The sequence below is a fragment of the Lacinutrix sp. MEBiC02404 genome, assembly GCF_053601575.1.
In genome coordinates, this window is sequence record NZ_JBSHNV010000189.1 from 132,968 (window position 1) to 154,452 (window position 21,485).

Consider the following 21,485-nt stretch of genomic DNA (forward strand, 5'->3'; position numbering starts at 1 on the left):
TTACAATTCAATAGGTTTTCCTTGTAATTGTCTTTCTGCTTCTGGTAAAATTTCCATGTTGTCCCAAATACCGGAAACAATTGTTTTCGCATACGATTCTGGTAATAATCCGTTTTGCATGAATGTGCTTGTTAATATATGGTTATAATCTAGCCTATGGAAATGAACACGGAAAGGTTTTGTGGTATCTTCTAAAATACTAAACCAAACGCTTGGCGCTCCATCATTAGCAGGCATGCCAATTACGCCAGGGTTTATCCAGTGTTTATTGTTGTTTTTAGTATGGAATGGTAATCCGCAATGACCAGCAATTATAAGGTCACTTTGGGTAGCTTCAAAATTTGGGGCTTTGTTTTCCCAAGGAGTGGAGTGGAATATAAATTCGGAAACATTAAAAAAAGAACCATGTACCACTGTTATTTTTTGATTGCCTAAAGAAAAAGTAATGTGGTCTGGAAGCGTTTGCAAGTAATCCATAGAATTTTTAGAAAGCATCCTTTGGGCATACGGATACCATTGTTGTGAGAAATTATCACATCGCGAACCTTCTTTAAAATCACAACCACAATCTTCTTGCGCATCCCGTAATTGTATTTCAACATTACCAACAATACTCTTCGCTTTCCATTTTATAAAGGTCTGTAGCGTTTCTTCCGGTTGCGCGCAATAGCCAATAATATCTCCTGTACAAATACAGTTTTCTGGCGGAATACCTTCGGTTTTGGCTACAGCAATTAAGGCTTCTAATGCTTGTAGGTTGCTATAGACACCACCAAATAGCAGTACTTTTCCTGATAATTTTCCTATGTCAACGATATTCTTGTTCATGTCATTTTTTGCAAAAGAGGAGATCTTATTATTTATCTAGCTGGATCCATTTCGGAATGAAATATAAAATAGTACAACTTAAAATCCCCCAAATATTAACCCAAAGTAAATCGGCATACTTTCCTTTAGTAAAAATTAAAGCTTCTGGGAAAATATTAAAAACCAATACAAAACCAAATAATAATCCGGTAATCACGCTAAGATAGAAACTTATTTTTGGGACTTTAATGTTCCAAAATAGAAATAATGGCGTTAGTCCAATAACCATCGTTCCCGATATGGTGGTTGCCGAAAGTATTTCGATATTAAAAAAAACAGGTAACGTACCTAAAATGGCTATTGCTGCCATGGAAGCTCTTCCAAAAGTTAGGTCTTTTAAGAAACCTAAATCTATAGAAAGTAATTTTGAAAAAGAGGAAAAAGTAGAGTCTAAAGTAGATGCTGCCGAGATTATCATTATAAAATTAATTACTAATAAGATGATAATACCAAATGCTTTACCGACTTCTACTGCTGCTTGTCCTTTTAAACCTTGAGTTCGCGCGTAGACGCCTATAATACTAAAAAGTATAATGCAAATTGCTCCTAATACGCTTGCCCATAAAAAGCTTTTTCGTGTTGCTTTTGACGTACTTATAAATGCTCTGTCTGTTAAAACAGGATCGTGAAACGGATAACTAAACGATTGAATAATGGCTGCGAAAAATAGATTTAAACCCATTTCAAAACTCCAAGTACCAGAAGTAATAACGTCTGTTACGCTAAAGCTGTCCATGGAAAAGATATGCCATAGAATGATCAATAATAATATACCAAATAATACCATTTGAATACTATCTGTAAAAATAGAACTACTCAAGCCACCTTTAATGGCATAGGCCAAAGTTAATGCTGTGAAAACTATAATTGCCCAATAGTAGTTCGTACTGCCTGTTTCTCCAAAATAAGTCCCAATTACCATGGTGTTACTCCAAACTTCATTAAACAAACGAATAGCAATTAATACAGAAAACAAAACCATCGCTCCCTTGCCAAATTTGGTGGTTAAAAATTCATGAATACTTTTAAACCCGCCAACTGTACGTATTTTATAAATAAGTATACCAGCTACTGCGAAAGATAAATAATATCCAGCATAGGCTACACCGCCAACAATACCATAATCTAATCCTAGGTTCGCGGCATTGGTAATGCTCTTGGCAAAAATCCAAGAAATAATTAGACTTCCTGTAAGTACCAATGTGCTTGGCGCCTTCTTTTTGTGGATCGCTTTAAAAAAAGCATCTGTAGTTTTAGCTAACGGAGATAGGAAAAAGAGAACTAAGCTCGATATTAGAATCAATGCCCATTGGTAGTCGATTATGTTCATTGAAATTTAAAAAGTATATATTTTATGCAACTACGCCTTGACAACTACTTCCTGCTCCAGCTGTACAGCCATAGCAATGTTGCGAGATGATAATATCACGTCCTTCCAATAATTCTTCATTAAAGTCTGAAATGTGTTTCGATGTGCTATTAACTGGTAATTCTAACATTTGATTAAAATCGCAATCGTATAAATAACCATCCCAACTTACGGAAATAGTATTGGTACACATTACGTTTGCTACTGCGGAAGGATTATACGCTTCGACTAAAGAATACATGTAATCTTCGTAGTTTTCGGAAGCTATAAGATAATCTAAAAACCTGCTAATTGGTAAATTAGTAATAGCAAATAGATTGTGAAATTGAATACCAAAATCTTGATCTAAGGCCTTTTTAAAATCACTTTCTAATGCTGCTTGATCTCCAGGTAAAAATGCTCCGGAAGGATTGTAGACCAAATCTAATTTTAAATCGCTGTCTGGCATTCCATAGCCTACAGCGTTTAGTTGTTGTAAGGCTTGTATCGATTGACTAAACACACCTTCACCACGTTGCTTGTCTGTTTTTCCTTTAGTCCAATGTGGCATAGAAGAAACGACATGCACATTGTGTTTTTTGAAAAACTCTGGTAAGTCATAATATTTTTTGTTTGCTCGAATAATAGTTAGATTAGAACGAACAATGAAATCTTTAATTCCTGCTTTAGATGCTTCTTCTACAAACCATTTAAAATTCGGGTTCATTTCTGGTGCGCCACCTGTTAAGTCTAAAGTATGTGCTCCTGTAGTTTTAATAACCTCAAGACATTGTTTCATGGTATCTGCCGTCATGATTTCTTTTCTGTCTGGACCAGCGTCTACATGACAATGCGTGCATACTTGATTGCACATATAACCAACATTAATCTGAAGTATTTCTAGTTTTTTTGCGCGTAAAGGAAACTGATTTGTCTCTTTTATTTTTTTTGCAAAAGTTGGTAACTCTCCATTTTGAAATATTCCGTTAGAGAGTATTTCTAATTGTTTGTTAGCAACTGCTAGTTCGCTTTCTTGTTTATGAAGGGATTGTGTTTTTGATTTCGGCATATGTATTCCCCACGAAGGTGGGAATCTTTTTATTATTGCTACTTGTTTTCATGAGTTCCTCACTTGGTGAGGCTTTCTGCGTTAGGGATTAAAAAGGAAATCCTTTTGCTTTTTTGCAAAAGATTGTATTGGAAAGCCCGACACTACGTAGTTTTTACGGAGTAGTGTAACGCCCTAATTTTAACCATCTAATTTATTGACTTTATTCATCATTTGAACGCCGTGTACTAAGGTTGCGCCGCTTTTAATTGCTGCGCCAACATGTATTGCTTCCATCATTTGCTCTTTGGTGATGCCACGTTGCAAGCCGTCTTTGGTGTAGGCGTCAATGCAATACGGACATTGTTCGGTGTGAGCAACAGCCAAGGCTATCAGTGATTTTTCACGTGCTGTTAATGCGCCTTCTTCAAATACTTTTGTGTAATAATCGAAGAATTTATTTCCTAATTCTTCACTCCATTCGGTGATTTTACCAAATTTTTTTAAATCGGAAGGATCGTAATATGTTTTTTGCATCTTGTCGTTTTAAAATGTATTCCTAAAAAAGGAATATACAGTTTATGTCGATAAAATGTGGGGAACTTAACAAAAAAATAAATTTATTTGAAGTTGGTTTTTAAAAAAGTTTCGGCATTTAAAAATAAGAGGCGATCTATTATTTCTTGTCCTGAAATCTGGTTGATAGGAATTAAATTTTGCTTGTGATCTTTTAAATACGCATCGGCTCTTTCTACCAAATAGGGTTCTATGTCTTTGATGTTTTCGCTGGTCCAAAGTCCTTTTATCGGATTTACGATACCGTCAAAATCGGATCCTATAGCTAGCGTTTCCCAACAAAAAATATTGTTCTTGTTTAGTATTTCTGCGGCATGTTGTAATTGGTTCCAGATGAGTTCAGATTTGTTTCGTAATCGACTTTTTTTGTTTGGCATGTAAATTCTGGAACTCTTTACTGCTTTTTTGCTTCCTATGCGTCGTTCGTCTAGTTGCAAGCCAAAGATTCCTTTAGATTTTGCTATACGAAGGATTTCGGAATCATAAAAATTAATATCTAAATCACTAAATGCTCCACTTAAAGCGGAATCTTTTTTGTCCCATTCTTCAATAGAGCGTTTTCCATTTGCAGCGCCATGACTTACTATTATTGGAATATTTTGATCTGCATAAGTAGTTTCTAGTAAATTATAATAGGTTTTTCTTGCAGCGGTGCTCATGTGTTTTACGTCTATGAGTATGCGTTTGTTATTGGTTTTGTCTAAAAGTTTATCTATTACTTTAAAGCCTAACTCGGTAATGTCTGTATTTAGTCCGCGGTTTTGATTGTCTTTTATTGCGCCAATATTAATGCTTCTTGCATGTCCGCAAATTTCATTATAAAAGTGATGTGCTAAGGTGATAAAAAGTGGTTTGTGTGCCCAGTTTTTTACTTCTTCTATATTGCTTAAAACGGTTTGCTCGTCCGCCATATTTTTGTCTAAAAGTAATCCGGTTTCAAAAGCATGAGCGCCTTCTATAGTTGGTATGAGACTAATTATTTTTCTAGTATCTGTAGATTTTTCTATGTTTTGTTCTACTTCAGAAAAACTATTCGTCATTCTGTAGGTGTAGGTAATACCATCTATTTTTTGAGCAAAATTATCAAGCTGTAAATAGTATTCATATTCAAAATTTAAATCTTGGAAGTAACTTTTATGACTTCTAATATTATCAATTCTGGAATGACTTACGCCAGCGGCGAGGTTTGTTAAAATATCAGAAATGAACTTAAAACCTAACATTCTATCCTTTAAAAAATGTTTTTCAAATGGATATAATGAAATCACAACGACTTGGCAATTCGCTTTTGCCAAAGCACTTAAATCTGTCTGTGTGAATTTAGTTAAGGTTAATATTTTATTTACTTGACGCTCTAGGAAGTTTGGCGGACTATAATGCCAAATAGAATTTTTTCTTCCCGCATTTAAGTGGTTTTGTTTTGTTGGTTCGTATTTATAACTCTTGCCATACGGTTTTAAAGCTGGATGACAATGCAAATCTATATATGCCCTTTTCATTTGTTTCTATGTATTGTTTTTATTTCCACATGCTGTTCGCTATTAAATATTTGTTGGTGTAATGCGTTATTAGCATGCTCGTTTCTTAATATGGAATTAATGATAGTTAAAAGATATAAATTTTTAATTTAGCAATAAATATAAAATCTATGGATTATTTCGTAATCACCTCTATATTAGTGCTTATGTCTGCTGTTTTTGGCTATATAAATGTACGATTTTTAAAAATGCCAAACACTATTGGCTTAATGCTAATTACAATTCTGTTTACTTTTGCCGTATTTGTACTAAGTTATTTTGATGATACTTTACTAAATGCAGAAAAATTTATCATTACACAAATCGATTTTAAAGCCGTTTTATTAGATGTAATGTTGAGTTTTTTGCTTTTTGCGGGAGCTTTACATACCAACTTTGAGCAGCTCAAAGTGCAGCGATGGCCCGTTTTAGCATTTGCTACATTTGGTGTTTTAATCTCTACGTTTTTAGTTGGGGTTATTATGTTTTATGCACTGCCAATTGTTGGGTTACATGTGGATTTTATTTACTGTTTGTTATTTGGTGCTTTAATATCACCTACAGATCCTATTGCTGTTTTAGGAATACTAAAACAAGCAGGAGCGCCAAAAAGATTGGAAACCAAGATTGTTGGAGAGTCTTTATTTAATGATGGTGTTGGCGTTGTAATATTTTTAACCATTTATAAAATTGCCGACTTAGGCATTGAAAATGTTAGCGCTTTAGAAGTCGTTGAATTATTTGGTTTAGAAGTTATTGGTGGTATTGCTTTAGGTTTAATTTTAGGATGGATTACGTATAGATTGATGAAGTCTATTGACGATTATGATATTGAAGTAATTATCACATTAGCAGCGGTTATGGCAGGAACGGTATTGGCGCAAAAGTTGCATATTTCTGCTCCTTTAGCAATGGTCACTGCTGGTTTAGTTGTTGGTAATGACACCGTTAGAGATAACGCAATGTCGGAAACCACAGAAGCCTATGTAGATAAGTTTTGGGAGCTAATCGATATTCTTTTAAATACGATTCTATTTGTTTTAATTGGAATGGAAATGCTTGTTTTAACTTTTAAAATGGAATATTTATTAGCAGGGTTAATAGCAATACCTTTGGTGTTATTGTGTAGATATATTTCCTTATTAGTGCCTATAAAATTCTTTGAAAAGAAATTGGATTTCGTGCCAAAAACCAATTTAATTATGACTTGGGGAGGCTTACGTGGTGGAATTTCTATCGCATTAGCTTTAGGTCTTACGCAAGTTATGGAACGTGATTTATTTTTAGTAATTACCTATGTGGTTGTTGTGTTTTCTATATTATTTCAAGGGATGACCGTTGGTAAGCTGATTAAAAAATTAGAAGTCAAATAAACTTTATGCAAAACTGGATTACGCTTTTATCCGAATTTAAACAAAAACATATACCTGTAGCGTTTATTACCGTTACTAAATGTTTAGGGTCAACGCCGTGTGTGGTTGGTTCTAGAATGCTAGTTACTGCAGATAAAGTAATCCACGGAACCATTGGAGGTGGAAAGCTAGAGTATAAAGCAATTGATGAAGCGATTATTGCATTAAACGAAAATAGAATTATAGAATCCAGTTACACTTTAGGTCCAGAATTTGAACAATGCTGTGGCGGAAAAGTAGAATTTATCATAGAACCCATGAATCAATCCTCAGAATTATTTTTATTTGGAGCAGGACATATCGGAGTGGAAATTTGTAAGCTATTAGTCGGCACACCTTTTAAAGTAAATCTAATAGATTCTCGTGAAGATTGGTTTTCTAATCTTGAGTTAGACGAAAGTATTGCCACACATCCAACTAGGGAAACCGATTTTAAAACGTTTAGTGACGCGGTGAATTGGGGAAGTAATTGTTACGTTTTAGTGTTAACGCATAACCACGCTATCGATTTTGATATTATAGCTCTGGCTCTAAAAAACGAAACCAAATTCCTAGGGTTAATTGGTAGTAAAACCAAGAAAGTGCGGTTTAATAACATGCTTATTAAAGAGATGGATATTCCAGAAGGTATGACCAATGTGGTTTGCCCAATCGGATTAGATATTGGAGGAGATACACCAAAAGAAATTGCTATTAGCGTAGTTGCACAATTACTGCAAGTGCATTATCAAATTGTGCCCTCGAGGGGACTTTAGTGGTGTTTTCGAATTAATCATTATTAGATTTAGATTCCTATTTTCTCAGGAAGCAAACATGAAAAACAACAAATCCATTATAGATAAACTAACCGCACTTTGGGCTTTAAATGAGTCTGGGCTTGGTGGCTTTTTACATGTTTTTAATTCGCCATTTACGGGATTAATTGTTGGCGGAATAGCCATTTTACTCATTAGCTTAATTGCATATTATGCCGAAAACAAATGGCAAGCAATTTTAAAAGCATTAGTAATTGTCTTGATTATAAAAATGGCCGTGAGTCCGTATTCGCCATTTACAGCCTATGTTTCTGTAAGCTTTCAGGCTGTTTTTGGTGCATTTTTGTTTTCTAATTTTTCTTGGAAAGGAATTACTTTAATCCTTTTAGGAATGATAACCTTCTTACAATCTGCACTTCAAAAACTATTAAAACTAACCATTATTTATGGTACAGATTTTTGGGAAGCGATCAATATTTATGGTAGTTGGATTCAAGAAAAAATTAACTTTATTACCCAAACATCTACCACTTCCGTTTTAATTAGTATCTACCTTTTGGTTTATGGAATTAGCGGACTTCTAGCCGGACTTTTTATTAAAAGTATGATTGGTATTATTTCTGAAAAAGAAGAAACGAGTTTCTATTTAAAATCTCCCGTTATGACTTCCGAAGAGAAAAAAACTAAAAAGGGAATGAAGTCTAAAGTTATTTGGATTTGGTTAATCACTGTTGCAATTATTGTTTTGGCTTTTACATTTTTTGGAGGTGCTTTATTCGGATGGCAAAAAGCGATATATATTATTGCAAGAAGCTTTTTGTTTTTAATGCTTTGGTATTTGGTTTTAGGACCTTTTGTATTGAAGTTCATTCGGAAATATCTTGCTAAAAAGGAATCGAAGTACCAAGAAGATATTACGAATGCGATGGATTTGTTTCCGTATTTCCGACAAATAATTGCATGTACATGGAAAGAAACCAAACAGCTCAAAGGCTATACGCGTTTTAAATATTTTATAGCCAATAGCATTTCTAATTGTATTCATTTTAAAATCCCTTCGAAATGATTTATATACTCACAGGAGCCATTAGATCTGGAAAAACAAGCGCTTTATTAGATTGGTCTAAAACGCGAAACGATGTCGATGGATTGTTATGTCCGGATAATGAAGATGGAAAACGTTATTTTCTGAAAGTGAAATCCAAAAAGGAATTTGAACTTGAAACGGAATCGGAATCTGAAGACGTCATTAGGATAGGGCACTTTAAGTTTTTAAAGCCTGCTTTTAAAGAAGCGAATGATTATTTGATTTCTATTGCTTCGGAAGCTGAAAATAAATATCTAATTATAGATGAAATAGGGAAACTAGAATTAAGAAATGAAGGTTTACATCGTTCCGCGGAAGCGTTAATTTCTAGATTCAAAAAGGATAATGCACATCACGTAATTGTAGTAGTTCGTGATTATTTGTTGGACGCCGTGTTGAAGCATTATGCTATTTCTGAATATAAGATTCTCACAAAAGAAGATTTGGAAACCTTTCAATAGTTGTTTGTCTTGCAGGGTTTTAAAAACCTGGTAGGTATTTCTTCTTGTTAGGCTTTTTATATCTACAAGGTTTATAAACACCCCTAAAGTCCCCTCAAGGGGACATGTCTATTTAGTGGCTTTTGAGGCTGAGGGGACTTTAGGGGTGTTAGTCCATGTGAAAATTATGTGCTAGCTAAAAAGCGTCTCACTCAACGCGTAATAAATGGCCATAATTGCCGAAAATACAGCAGATCCCATAAAACGCCATTTCAATTTAAATCGGTTTTGAATAATATAATTCGCAGTAAATGAAATAGGAATATTTACCAAAAATGACCAAAAGGCAATCTCTAAAAGATGAAAACCAATCGCTTCAAACTTTCCCGAGAACAATTTAATAAACAGTAAATGTCTAGCAATCCAAAGTGGATTGAAGTATAAAATAGCTAAAACAGTTTTGGTTAGTGTAGCTTTTATACCTTTTAAAAATTGGGTCTTTTTAACAATCCAATCAAAATAGTTGGGGATTTCAAAAGCATAAAATGTTGCGCCAATGAGCATCATTCCTAATAAACGATGGTATGAAAATTCGTCTAGCAAGAAAGCAGCAATAGAATCTCCAGCACTGTAAATAAGTGCACCTTTAAGGATGTTTTGTTTTTTGTAATGCAAAGAAAATGGTTTAATTAAATTTGTCAATTCGAGTGAGTTTTACGATTGAAAATGAGTAAAATTTGTATCGAGAATAAGAATTTAGTTTCCGTAGGTTCTCGATACAATTTTCGTTCCTCAAATCACTCGAACTGACAATTGTTTTTATTTCGTGTTTTCATACAAACCCATCAAAACTTTCTCTGGAGTCATTGGCGCATGAAACTCTAAATCGTAATTCGGATTAAACGCTTTAATGGCATTTTGAAGCGCAAAATAAGCACCAATCCCGTACATTAAAGGAGGCTCACCAACGGCTTTCGATTTTAAAATAGCCATGTCATTTCCTTCCGTTTCTACAGGAATCACTTCTACCGTTTTTGGTACCGAAAAGATATCTGGAACTTTGTAAGTAGACAAGGCGTTCGATAGTAATCTTCCATCTTTATTATAGGCGATTTCTTCCATGGTCATCCAACCAATTCCTTGAATTAATGCACCTTCTACTTGTCCCAAATCAATACCTTCACTCATGCTTTTTCCGTAATCGTGAACAATTTTAACGCTGTCAAACGCATACGTACCACGTGTACAATCTATAGTTGTTGTGGTTATTGCTGTTCCGTAAACGTGATAGGCAAAAGGATGTCCTTTTTCTTTCGTTTTGTCGAAGTGAATTTCTGGTGTCGCATAATGTGCGTTTTCCGTTAAGGCAACACGTTTTAACATAGCAGAACTGATGAGGTTGGTCCATGATAAATCGGATTTCTTTCCGTTTACAAAAATAAATTCTTCCTTTAAAGTAATACTGTCTTCCGGAACATTTAAATCTTCCGAAGCTACTATTTTCAACCGTTCTAAAAGCGAGTTACAAGCCATTAGCGTTGCTTTTCCGTTTAAATCTGCAGTAGAACTCGCAGCAGAAGGAGAGGTGTTTGCAACTCTTGTGGTATTGGTAGTTTCTATCTTGATTTTTTCAATGGAAATAGAAAAGACATCCGCAGCAATTTGCATCATTTTTGTATTTACACCTTGACCCATTTCTACGGCGGCAGTACTAATTCCGATACTTCCATCTAAATAAATATGAACCAAAGCACGAGCGTGATTCATTGGTGTATTGGTAAACGAAATACCAAAAGTAATAGGCATAAACGAAAGTCCTTTTTTAAACGCGGTATTGTTTTTATTGAAGTCTGCAACATCGCGTTCTAAAGCGTTACTATTAAATATGTTTTTAGCAGAATTCCAAGTGTTTTTGGCTTCTACTTTTGTAGCTATTTGTCCGTAAGAAAACGTATCATTTTCATCTAGTAAATTAGCTTCCTGAATTTGACTAGCAGGGACACCAATTTCATGAGCAGCTTTCGCAATAGCAGATTCTATAACAAACATGCCTTGTGGTCCACCAAAACCTCGAAAAGCTGTATTTGGAGGTAAATTGGTTTTGCAACTCAATACTTTTGTGGTCACGTTTGGTACGTAATAACTGTTGGTAGCGTGAAATAATGTGCGTTCTGCAATGGCAGGAGATAAATCTGCTGCGGCGCCAGAATTTTGTAAAAACTCCGTTTGGTAGGCTATAATTTTTAAGTCTTTTGAAAGTCCGATTTTATAGGTGCTTTCATAGGGATGACGCTTACCTGTCATGCGTAAATCGTCATGGCGATTCAGTATTAATTTCACCGACTGGTTTAAATGGTAAGTGGCCAAAGCAGCCATTACTGCCCAAGGTGTTGCTTGGTCTTCTTTACCTCCAAATCCGCCACCAAGCCGAGTGACGTCGACTTCAATTTTATGCATGGCAATACCCAAAACTTTCGCAATAGTTTTTTGAACAGCCGTTGGGCCTTGTGTAGAAGAAGTTACTTTTATATTGCCGTTTTCTAATGGTTCGGCATAAGCACCTTGTGCTTCAATGTATAAATGTTCTTGTCCGTTGGAAAAGGTTTCCCCTTCAAAAACATAATCGCAATCTGCAAATGCTTTTTCAGTATCTCCTAAACTAAAAGATCTGGGTGCATTGATAAAGCTTCCTTTTGCTTTTGCTTCTTTTGCAGTGGTGATTACTGGTAAATCTTCAATTTCGATTTCAATTAAACCTCTTGCTTTTCTTGCGATAAATTCCGATTCGGCAACAATTAATGCAATTGGCATTCCCCAGAAATGTACTTCATCTTCTGCAAATAAAGGCTCGTCAGCAATAATACCACCAATTTCGTTTTCGCCAGGAACATCTTTGTAGGTGAAAATACGTTCGACACCTTCCAAGGCTTCCGCTTTAGAATAATCAATGCTTTTTATTTTTCCGTGTGCTTTTGGTGCGTCGAAAACTACACAGTGAAAGGTTCCTTGTCTAATGTTTACATCGTCTACATATAAGGATTCTCCACGCACATGCGTGTAAGAATCTAAGTTTTTAATGCTCTGCTTTAGTGCAATAGAAACGGCATCTAATTTAGAATCTAAGACTTTATTGGATTTGTTTTTATGCATGCTGAACAAAATCGTTTAAGGTGAATAGCTTCGGAAATAATCCCGTGAAATGTGCAAAAAATAACTGTCTTGCAAGCAAACGTTTATAGTCTGTTGTGCCACGAACATCGCTAATTGGTGCAATTTCCTTTTGAAGTATTTCGTTGGCTTCCAGTATAGTTTCTGTAGTCAACGGTTTTCCAATTAAGAAAGCGGAGGTTTCATGTAAATACTTCGGGATAGCAGCAACGCCACCAATAGAAACGTGTGCTTCTGTGATTGTTTCATTTTCAACAGAAATATGTATTGCAGAATTTACACTTGCAATATCTAAATGGGTTCGTTTACAGACTTTTTCAAAATTGAAAAAAGAGTGTTTCGTTGGTAACTTAAATCGAATTTCTTTTAAAAGTTCTCCAGTATGTAAATCGAATTTTTTATAATCTTGATAAAATGTATTTAATGGAATAGTTCTTTCTTTTTCTTCGGAATCTATTATCGTAATCGTACTATTAAGTGCTAAAAAGAATATGGTCATGTCACCAATTGGCGAAGCGTTGACTAAGTTTCCGCCTAAGGAAGCCATATTTCTAATTTGTTCTGAAGAAACCAGTTTTAAGTGTGTTCTTAAGTTTGGAAAAATGGTGTTTAATTTTTTATGATTCCATAAATCGGAAACGGTTGCATTTGTACCAATAGTGCACATTCCGTTCGCAATGGTAATCCCTTTTAAATAATCTTTTTCGGCAATAAGATGTACGTTATTACCTGCTAAATTATCTGCTTGTTGTACATATAAATCGGTTCCGCCAGAAACATATTTTCCTTTAGGTTGATTTAAATCAGCAACCTCCATGTCTTTTAAACGTTTAGGAATACTTTCAAAATAGTCTGGAATAAATTCATTTTCAATGAGCCAATTAAAAGAATTCTTTTCTTGACTCTCTAGTTTTTCAACTACTTGATGCGCTGCTTTTTCAATCGCTTTATAACCAGTGCATCTGCAAATGTTTCCGCTAATGGCGTCTATTGCGTTGCTATAATTGTTTTGTGAATTTGACAAAGCAAAACCAGTTAAAGCAACCACAAAACCTGGTGTGCAAAATCCGCATTGTGTGGCGTAATTTGCTCGCATTGCTTCTTGCGCAGTGGTTAATTTGTTTTTAAGATTAGTGCCTTCTACCGTTACAATGTGTTTGCCGTGCGCATTTCCTAAAGGAGAAATACACGATGTGATACTTTGGTATTCTATGGTATTGTTTGTTAACGTGCCAACTAAAACAGTGCAAGCACCGCAATCGCCTTCACGACAACCAATTTTGGTTCCTGTGAGACGTTGTTGGTAACGAACAAAATCTAATAAAGTCATTCCAGAATGTTCTGGTGTTTTAATAGTTTTGTTATTTAAAATGAAGGTAATCATGTTAATTATTTCAATTATAAATGAATTAGAAATCTAACTATATTGTCACTTCGAGTGAACTTCCTTTTTCGGAATTTTGTATCGAAAAGCTTCCTCTGTCCTAAAGCTTCTCGATACATTTTTCGCGCAGTCTAAACATTCGAACTGGCTTAGTCTGCAATTTAATATTCTGTTTTGTCCATTTTTTTAGTCCATTCTTGAAATGGTTCTAATGCAATTTCACGCGCTAACTGCTCAAAAGGAATACTTCGTTCTGCATAAGGTAGTGGAATTTCTTTATAAATAAATTCGTCATCAAAACCAATATTTGCAGCATCTACTTGATTGCTTCCATAATATACTTTGTCTGGTCTAGCCCAATAGATGGCTCCTAAACACATTGGACAAGGTTCGCAAGAGGTGTAAATTTCGCAACCATCTAATTGAAAAGAATCTAAATTTTTACAAGCATCTCTAATTGCTGTAACTTCTGCATGTGCCGTAGGATCGTTTGTTGAGGTTACTTTGTTGTTTCCGCGGCCTACAATTTTCCCGTCTTTAACAACTACGCAGCCAAATGGTCCGCCTTCGTTGTTATTCATTCCTTTTAAAGCTGCGTTTACAGCTTCTTTCATAAATTGATCTTTATTACTCATTTTGTCTTTTTTTCTAACAAGCTAATATACTATTTTTAAATAGTGATTAATAGAAAAGAAATTCAAACTTAATAGGTGTGAAAAATAGGAGTACTTATTTTTAATATTGCTTTTGCTAGCGTATAGAGAAGATTGTATTAGTGATTAGTTTGATTCGTTAGTGTTATGACTTCTACTGAGGCTATATGGTTTTTTTGATTTATTCTTTTTACTTTTCAAGTAAATAGCGTATTTTTAAGATCCCTAGCTTAACCAAATCATCTTATGAACATATATACTATAATACTTATTGAGTTTTTACTCATATCTGCCAGTATTCTTTTATTATTTAAATTTAGAAACGTACTAGGCTTAGCGCCTCTTTATCTTTTTTTAGGTGCAGTTAGATATTTACAAGCGCTTTCGGGTACAATGATAAGTTTTACTGTTTTTGATGAACTAGTAATTTACCCTACATCTGTTATTATATTTAGTTCTCTTTTGTTTGCGGTTTTATTGATTTATATCAAAGAAGGCGTTTCTAGTGCTAGAGCCCTTATTTTAGGTATTCTCATTTCAAACCTTCTTTTGTCTGCATTGTTCGCTGTTGCCAATGTGCAAAACTTGGGGGATATGGAATCATCCTTCGCTTTTTTAATAGACGATACGTATTTTATTACTGGTACGGTCTTGTTGTTGCTTGATTTTTTGTGGCTAGTAATAATTTATCAATTTTTGATTTCCGTAATTAATAAGCAATATTTCTTTTTCACACTCTTTATTTCGCTATTAGCCGTTTTTGTTTTTGACGCATTTATTTTTAATATAACGCTCTATTTTGGGGATGCGAAATTTTATAATTTATTGGCAGGTAGTATTATAGGGAAGTTTTTTGCAGCACTTTTGTTTTCTGTGATTCTCTATATATATATAAGGTATATAGATAATGAGAAAAGCAAAACTTCTTTTATTGCTAATCAAGAGCGAGAAGTATTTTCTATATTAAGATATGAAAAGAAATATTTAAAACTAAAGGCAGAAAAGAACCAGTTGAAGGAAAGTTTAACCTCTCAATTAGAAACCTCTTTAAATAGCATTTCAGGTGGTTTTATTTCTTTAGACACTAATTGGTGTTATACGTATGTTAATAAAAAAGCGGCGGAGCTATTAGGAAGAAAGCCAGGAACATTAGTGGGGAAACATATTTGGACCGAATTCCCGGAAGGTGTGGACCGTTCTTTTTATAAGGCGTATTATAAGGCTATGGAGACGCAAAAAACGGTATACTTTGATGATTATTATGAGCCGCTAGATAAATGGTTTGAAAACAGGATATACCCATCTCCAGAAGGGTTAACAATTTATTATACAGATATTACCGAAAAAAAGAAAACAGATGCTAATAATCAAATGTTGTTGTCTTTAATAGAAACTAATGATGATTTTATTGGCTTAGCAAGCTTAGAGGGAGAACCACTTTATTTAAATGATAATGGTAGGCAATTAATAGGGTTGGCATCCGATGAAAAAATGCCAGCTTCTATTTCTGATTTTTTTCCTGAAGATTACCGTGATAGGATTACAAATGAGCATATGTCTAGTATTTTTGAAACGAATAGGTGGTGCGGGGAAACGTATTTTAAACATTTTAAAACCGGGAATCTAATTCCAATTGAAATGTCCGGTTTCTTAATTAAAGATAAAGTAACGGGTACCTCAACAGCATTAGGAATCGTGGCTAAAGATATTACCAAACGTAAAGAAGCAGAAGAAAAGTTAATATATAGTGAGCAATTGTTTAGGCGATTAACGTCTAAAGCGCCAACTGGTATCTACCAAACAGATACAGAAGGTTCTTGTGATTATGTAAACGAAAGGTGGTTGGAGTACGCGGGAATATCTTATGAAGATGCCATGGGATATGGTTGGGCTACAGCGATTCATCCTGATGATGAGGTAAGAATACGTAAAGAATGGGAAGCGTACGTTGTATCTGGAGCAAGTGAACTGGAGACTGATTTTAGATTTCTGCATAAGGATGATAAGGTGATATGGGTGTCTGTAAAAACGATAGGGACCTATGATGCTCAAAATAATTTGTATGGTTATATAGGTATGGCTATTGATGTTACCGAGCGCAAAGAAGCCGAAGAAAAGTTAATAAATAGTGAGCAATTATTTAGACGATTATCTTCTAATGCGCCCGTTGGGATTTTTGAAACAGATAAAAATGGTGTTTGTAATTATGTAAATGAAGAATGGATAAAATATTCTGGATTAACTTTTAATGAATCCATAGGGTTAGGTTGGTCTAACGCTATTCATCCAGAAGATAGAGATAGAGTTGTGCGCGAGTGGGAACAAGCAGTTTCTAGTAAGACGGAATTAGTTTCAGATTTTAGGTTGCTAAATAAAAAAGGAGGAATAAAATGGATTTCGGCTAAAACAACCAGTTTATATGATTCTAATACGGAGTTATATGGTTATATAGGCACGCTTGTCGATGTTACCGAGCGTAAAGAAGCAGAAGAACAAATTATTCAAAGTGAAAAGTATTTGTATAATATTATAAATAGTATTGGTGATCCTATTTTTGTAAAAGATGGAGAAAGTAGGTTTGTATTGGCTAACGAGGCGTTTTATAACTTGTTTAATTTTTCAAAAGCAGAGATAATAGGTAAAACTCTAGAGGAAAGTTTACCAATGGATGAAATGAAAGGTTTTTTAAGTATTGACAAAGAAGTCCTGTCAACAGGTATTGAAAATATTAGTGAAGAAATATTGACTTTAGATGGAGGCGATATTCGTATTGTTTCTACTAAAAAAACAAGATATATCGATGTGGCTGGTGATAAGTATCTAATTGGCGTTTTTAGAGATATTACAGAGCTAAGGAAAACAGACGAAGAAATAAGAAAGGCACATCAACGCCTTACTACACATTTAAATAATTCTCCGTTAGCCATCGTGGAGTTTAATACCGATTTTTTCATTACTAATTGGTCTGTACAAGCAGAAAATATATTTGGTTGGAAAGCATCTGAAGTTATCGGAAAACAATTAGCCGACTTGAACTTGGTTTATGAAGAAGATCTCCCTTCTACAGATTTTATTGCTAGTGAATTAAGAAGCGGTAAGGTAAAGAATAATAGGATTGTGAACCGTAATAATACGAAATCCGGAAAAGTCATTTACTGCCAATGGTATAATTCTGTTTTACAATCTCCAGACGGAGAGGTAGAAACTGTTTTAGCACTGATACAGGATGTTACCGAAAGTAAAAAAGCAGATGAAGAAAACCGAAAGGCGCATCAACGCCTTACTAGTCATCTAAATAATTCTCCCTTAGCTATAATTGAATGGGATAAGAATTTAGTTATTTGTCGTTGGTCACCACAAGCCGAAAATATCTTTGGTTGGAAAGAACATGAAGTAGTAGGAAAACATTTTGGCGATTTTAATCTCGTTTACGAAGAAGATTATGCGTCTACAGAGATTGTTTCTAGTGAATTAAGAAATGGAAAAGTAAGGAGTAACAAGATTATTAACCGTAATAATACTAAATCTGGAAAAGTGATTTACTGCCAATGGTATAATTCTCTTTTAAAATCTCCTGACGGGGAAGTAGAAACTGTTTTATCTTTGGTGCAAGACATTACGGAACATATAGAAGCAGAAGATAATGTAAAAGAAATTGCCGAAAAATTCTCTAAAGCTTTTGATTCCAATGTCATTGGGAAGGCAATACTTAATAAAGAAAAAACTATTGTTGAAGTAAACGAAGCATTGGCAAACATTGTCGGTTTTGAAAGAGAAGAGATGTTAGGGAATACGGCAGAAGAAATAGGGTTATTCAATTTTGATAATCAAAAAAATGTAGAAAATCAAAATAAACTATGGGGTGAATTTGATGAAAAAGGCTATGTTTCCAATATTGAATTAGAATACCAAATGCAGTCTGGGAAAGAGCTTTTCCTATTAATTTCTTTACAATCGCTTCAGTTAAATAATGAAGGTCATGTTTTGATTACTATTATAGATATCACCGAAAAGAAAAATATTGAAGAAGAATTGGCAAAGCATAGAAATAACCTAGAAGAGTTAATTAAAGTTAGAACCGAAGAAATCTATTTAAAAAATAATCAATTAGAACGTATGAATAAATTGTTTGTTGGTAGAGAATTAAAAATGAAAGAATTAAAGAATGCTATTAAAGATTTGCAATCGAAAAAGGATAATTAAATCTGCTATTAAAATTAATAATCTCTTTAACTTTGCTTTCTTATGAATAAAAGTACTTTGCTCCTTTTTTTTAAAAAACCTCTGGTATTAGCTTTTTTGTTTTTTATAGTACTGCTTTTTGCTACGCAATATATTGCTTATCAAGAGTATATCATAAATAAGAATGAACAACAACGAGAAATAAACAATCAAGTAAATTTAATTCAAGAAAAGCTACAATCGTTAGTTATGTATAGCTATTCGGCTACTAAATCACTAGAGTATATTGTAGAAAGAAACGGAATACCATCAGATTTTGATAATATAGCAGCCGAGTTATTAAATAGAAGTAAATATTTTGATGTTGTAGAATTAGTAGATCGTGAAGGGTTTATTACACACGTTTATCCTTTAAAGAATAATGAAGTTATTGGTTTTAATATTCTAACAAGCCCGGAAGCAAGTAGTGGATCGCTCACTACTATTAAAAGAAAAGATTTTTTTATTGCAGGTCCGGTGCATCTAGAACAAGGAGGTGTTGGTATGGTAAGTAGACAGCCGATCTTTATAGATGGTGAGTTTTCAGGATTTTCGGCAGTGGTTACAAAGCTTTCTACTTTTTTTAATGACTTGATTACAGCTAATTCTAATGGACATAATTTTATTTATCAATTGTCTAGGGTGAATTTGGAAACTGGTGAGGAAGATTTTTTTTTAGAAAGTGATATATCTTCTTTTAAAGAATTTGCAGTGCCTGTGGAGATGTCTGTTGGGGAGTGGAAATTGTATGTTGTGCCATTACAACAAAAATTTAATACCGCAATATGGTCTTCTATTCTTGGCGTTTTAATTGCGTTTTTTAGCAGTTGGAGCGTTTGGTATTTTGGTGGTCGATCTGCTCGGTTAAATGAATTGATTTCCTCTAAACTTTTAGTACAGGAAAAGCAATTAAAATCCATACATCAAACCACATCAGAAAAAATACAAAAAAGTGAGTCTAATTTAAGAAAAGCACAACAGATTGCTAAACTTGGTAGCTGGGAGTTGGATAAAGAGCGGAATAAATTATCCTGGTCTAATGAAATGTATCGGATTTTTGAAAAGAATCCCAAAGATTTTGAGGTTACTTATGATGCGTTTTTAGATGCTATTCATCCAGATGACATGGCAATGGTAATGGAAATCTATGCAGATTCCGTGAAAAGCAAAAATCCTTATCAAATAATTTATAGATTAAAGCTGGATAATGAGCGAATTAAGTATGTGAATGAACGGTGCGAAACATTTTATGATGAAAATCAGATAGCTATAAAATCTTTTGGTACCATACAAGATGTTACGAGTAGAATAAAAACAGAAGAAGTTCTTAAAAATAGAGAATTATTGTATCGTAGTCTTACTTCTAATGCACCAGTTGCTATTTTTAATACCAATGAAAAAGGAGAGTGTACGTATGTTAATGAAGAATGGCTAAAATATACAGGAATGAATTTTTTAGAAGCCATGGGTTTGGGATGGGAAAATGCCTTGCATCCGGAAGATAAAGAAAGAGTATTGAAAGAGTGGCAAGAAGCAGCCACTACAGGCGCAGAGTTTAAAGGAGAATTTAGATTTCAGGATAAAAATAATAAAATTACTAGCGTTGCCGTAAAAGCAACAAAGCTTTTAGATACAGATGATAATATGCATGGATATATTGGTATCGCTGTGGATATTACCGAAAGAATTGCAAACGAAAAAGAGTTATTAATTTTTAAAAATAATCTAGAGGAATTAGTGAATTTAAGAACCGAAGAGCTCAATGATAGTAAAGAAGCTTTATTAAACCTCTTAGAAGATATAAATCTGCAATCTACCGAATTGGAAAAAGAAAAGGTAAAAGCACAATCTGCAGATTTAATGAAATCCGCATTTTTAGCAACCATGTCTCATGAGCTAAGAACACCAATGAATTCTATTATTGGTTTTACAGGGATTTTACTAAAGGAGTTGGCAGGGCCATTAAATCAAGAGCAGAAAAAGCAACTCTCTATGGTTAAAAATAGTAGCGCACATTTATTGAGTTTAATTAATGATATCTTAGATATTTCTAAAATAGAGGCAGGTAAATTAAAAGTATCCTTTTATCCATTTAAATATCTTACATCCTTAGAGAATACCATTGATTTTCTAGAACCACAAGCTTCCCGAAAAGGGCTTACCGTAAAGACAGAAATTTCTAATTTTGATATTACGCTTATCAGTGATGAAAGACGTGTGGAACAAGTTTTATTAAACTTGCTTTCTAATGCGATTAAGTTTTCTGAAAAAGGAATCATAGTTGTAAAAGTCCATATTGAAGACAATGTACTCGTTACGCAAGTTATAGATCAAGGAATAGGAATCACTAAAAAAGATGCTGTTAAATTATTTATGCCTTTTATTCAGATAGAAGGAGGTCTTAATAGAAAGCATGAAGGTACTGGTCTTGGATTGGCTATTTGTAAAAGTCTAGTGGAAAAATTGGGTGGTACCATTCGAGTAGAAAGTGAATTAGGTAAAGGCAGTAATTTCACGTTCAAGATACCGTTAGAATATGTCGATAAAATATAATGCCCTTATAAATTAGTTTATAATATCAATTTTAATATATTTAAGGCTTAACCTGTTGATGTTAAATTTTATACGTAAAAAAAATGAAACCTACCATTTTAATAATTGAAGATAATGAACAAAATATGTATATGCTTTCGTACCTCTTAGCAAATAGTGAGTATAGTGTGCTTAAAGCTTATAACGGAATTGATGGGTTAAATTTAGCACATGAAAACCATCCGGAAGTTATTTTAATAGATATACAACTACCAGATATGGATGGTTATGAAATTTGTAGTAAGTTAAGAAATAATGGGTTACCAAAAAACACCGTAATCATAGCAGTAACGTCTTATGCAATGGCTGGAGATAAAGAAAAAGCGATGGAAGCTGGTGCAAATGGGTATATAGAGAAACCTATTAATCCAGATACTTTTGTAAATCAAATGGAAAGTATATATAAAGCATAATTAA

General features: G+C 33.9%; 16 protein-coding genes. 7 read left to right on the forward strand and 9 right to left on the reverse strand.

What is annotated here, in order from left to right:
* The 5 genes from ACVCXO_RS11480 to ACVCXO_RS11500 form a co-directional block, all read right to left on the reverse strand.
* A complete protein-coding gene (locus ACVCXO_RS11480; protein WP_452229728.1) occupies positions 1-828 on the reverse strand; it encodes a metallophosphoesterase family protein in 828 nt (275 codons plus the stop codon).
* 28 nt (positions 829-856) lie between these two features.
* The gene (locus ACVCXO_RS11485; protein WP_452229729.1) at positions 857-2,197 is read right to left on the reverse strand and encodes a sodium:solute symporter; all 1,341 of its coding nucleotides are present in this window, start codon (positions 2,195-2,197) and stop codon (positions 857-859) included.
* 22 nt (positions 2,198-2,219) lie between these two features.
* Complete coding sequence (gene arsS, locus ACVCXO_RS11490) at positions 2,220-3,284, reverse strand: arsenosugar biosynthesis radical SAM (seleno)protein ArsS (RefSeq protein WP_452229730.1); 1,065 nt, start codon at positions 3,282-3,284, stop codon at positions 2,220-2,222.
* A gap of 180 nt (positions 3,285-3,464) precedes the next feature.
* Entirely contained in the window at positions 3,465-3,800 is a 336-nt protein-coding gene (locus ACVCXO_RS11495) for an arsenosugar biosynthesis-associated peroxidase-like protein (RefSeq protein ID WP_452229731.1), read from the reverse strand.
* An 83-nt stretch (positions 3,801-3,883) separates the two neighbouring features.
* Positions 3,884-5,338 carry a membrane dipeptidase gene (locus tag ACVCXO_RS11500; protein WP_452229732.1) on the reverse strand — a complete coding sequence of 485 codons (1,455 nt, stop codon included), beginning with the start codon at positions 5,336-5,338 and terminating at the stop codon, positions 3,884-3,886.
* Between the two features lie 149 nt (positions 5,339-5,487).
* Between ACVCXO_RS11500 and ACVCXO_RS11505 the strand changes: the two genes are divergently transcribed.
* The 4 genes from ACVCXO_RS11505 to ACVCXO_RS11520 are packed head-to-tail and all read left to right on the forward strand — an operon-like array spanning position 5,488 to position 9,071.
* Entirely contained in the window at positions 5,488-6,729 is a 1,242-nt protein-coding gene (locus tag ACVCXO_RS11505; RefSeq protein ID WP_452229733.1) for a cation:proton antiporter, read from the forward strand.
* 5 nt (positions 6,730-6,734) lie between these two features.
* Positions 6,735-7,523 (forward strand): xanthine dehydrogenase accessory protein XdhC, encoded by a 789-nt coding sequence (xdhC, locus tag ACVCXO_RS11510; protein ID WP_452229734.1) that lies wholly within the window; start codon positions 6,735-6,737, stop codon positions 7,521-7,523.
* 58 nt (positions 7,524-7,581) lie between these two features.
* Positions 7,582-8,589, forward strand: a complete 1,008-nt coding sequence (locus ACVCXO_RS11515) for a hypothetical protein (RefSeq protein ID WP_452229735.1) — start codon at positions 7,582-7,584, stop codon at positions 8,587-8,589.
* Positions 8,586-9,071, forward strand: a complete 486-nt coding sequence (locus tag ACVCXO_RS11520; protein ID WP_452229736.1) for a nucleoside-triphosphatase — start codon at positions 8,586-8,588, stop codon at positions 9,069-9,071. Before ACVCXO_RS11515 ends, ACVCXO_RS11520 begins: the two co-directional genes overlap by 4 nt.
* A gap of 171 nt (positions 9,072-9,242) precedes the next feature.
* Here the strand turns inward: ACVCXO_RS11520 and ACVCXO_RS11525 are convergent, their stop codons facing one another.
* The 4 genes from ACVCXO_RS11525 to ACVCXO_RS11540 form a co-directional block, all read right to left on the reverse strand.
* A complete protein-coding gene (locus ACVCXO_RS11525) occupies positions 9,243-9,752 on the reverse strand; it encodes a hypothetical protein (RefSeq protein ID WP_452229737.1) in 510 nt (169 codons plus the stop codon).
* A 117-nt stretch (positions 9,753-9,869) separates the two neighbouring features.
* The gene (locus ACVCXO_RS11530; protein ID WP_452229738.1) at positions 9,870-12,200 is read right to left on the reverse strand and encodes a xanthine dehydrogenase molybdopterin binding subunit; all 2,331 of its coding nucleotides are present in this window, start codon (positions 12,198-12,200) and stop codon (positions 9,870-9,872) included.
* Positions 12,193-13,602 (reverse strand): FAD binding domain-containing protein, encoded by a 1,410-nt coding sequence (locus tag ACVCXO_RS11535; protein ID WP_452229739.1) that lies wholly within the window; start codon positions 13,600-13,602, stop codon positions 12,193-12,195. Before ACVCXO_RS11535 ends, ACVCXO_RS11530 begins: the two co-directional genes overlap by 8 nt.
* A 161-nt stretch (positions 13,603-13,763) precedes the next feature.
* Entirely contained in the window at positions 13,764-14,237 is a 474-nt protein-coding gene (locus ACVCXO_RS11540; RefSeq protein WP_452229740.1) for a nucleoside deaminase, read from the reverse strand.
* Positions 14,238-14,501: 264 nt separating this feature from the next.
* Here ACVCXO_RS11540 and ACVCXO_RS11545 point away from each other — a divergent pair, with 264 nt between their 5' ends.
* From ACVCXO_RS11545 to ACVCXO_RS11555, 3 genes are all read left to right on the forward strand, one after another.
* The gene (locus ACVCXO_RS11545; protein ID WP_452229741.1) at positions 14,502-18,458 is read left to right on the forward strand and encodes a PAS domain S-box protein; all 3,957 of its coding nucleotides are present in this window, start codon (positions 14,502-14,504) and stop codon (positions 18,456-18,458) included.
* A 42-nt stretch (positions 18,459-18,500) separates the two neighbouring features.
* Positions 18,501-21,029, forward strand: a complete 2,529-nt coding sequence (locus tag ACVCXO_RS11550) for a PAS domain-containing protein (RefSeq protein WP_452229742.1) — start codon at positions 18,501-18,503, stop codon at positions 21,027-21,029.
* Between the two features lie 83 nt (positions 21,030-21,112).
* Complete coding sequence (locus ACVCXO_RS11555; RefSeq protein ID WP_452229743.1) at positions 21,113-21,481, forward strand: response regulator; 369 nt, start codon at positions 21,113-21,115, stop codon at positions 21,479-21,481.
* The last annotated feature ends 4 nt before the right edge of the window (positions 21,482-21,485 follow it).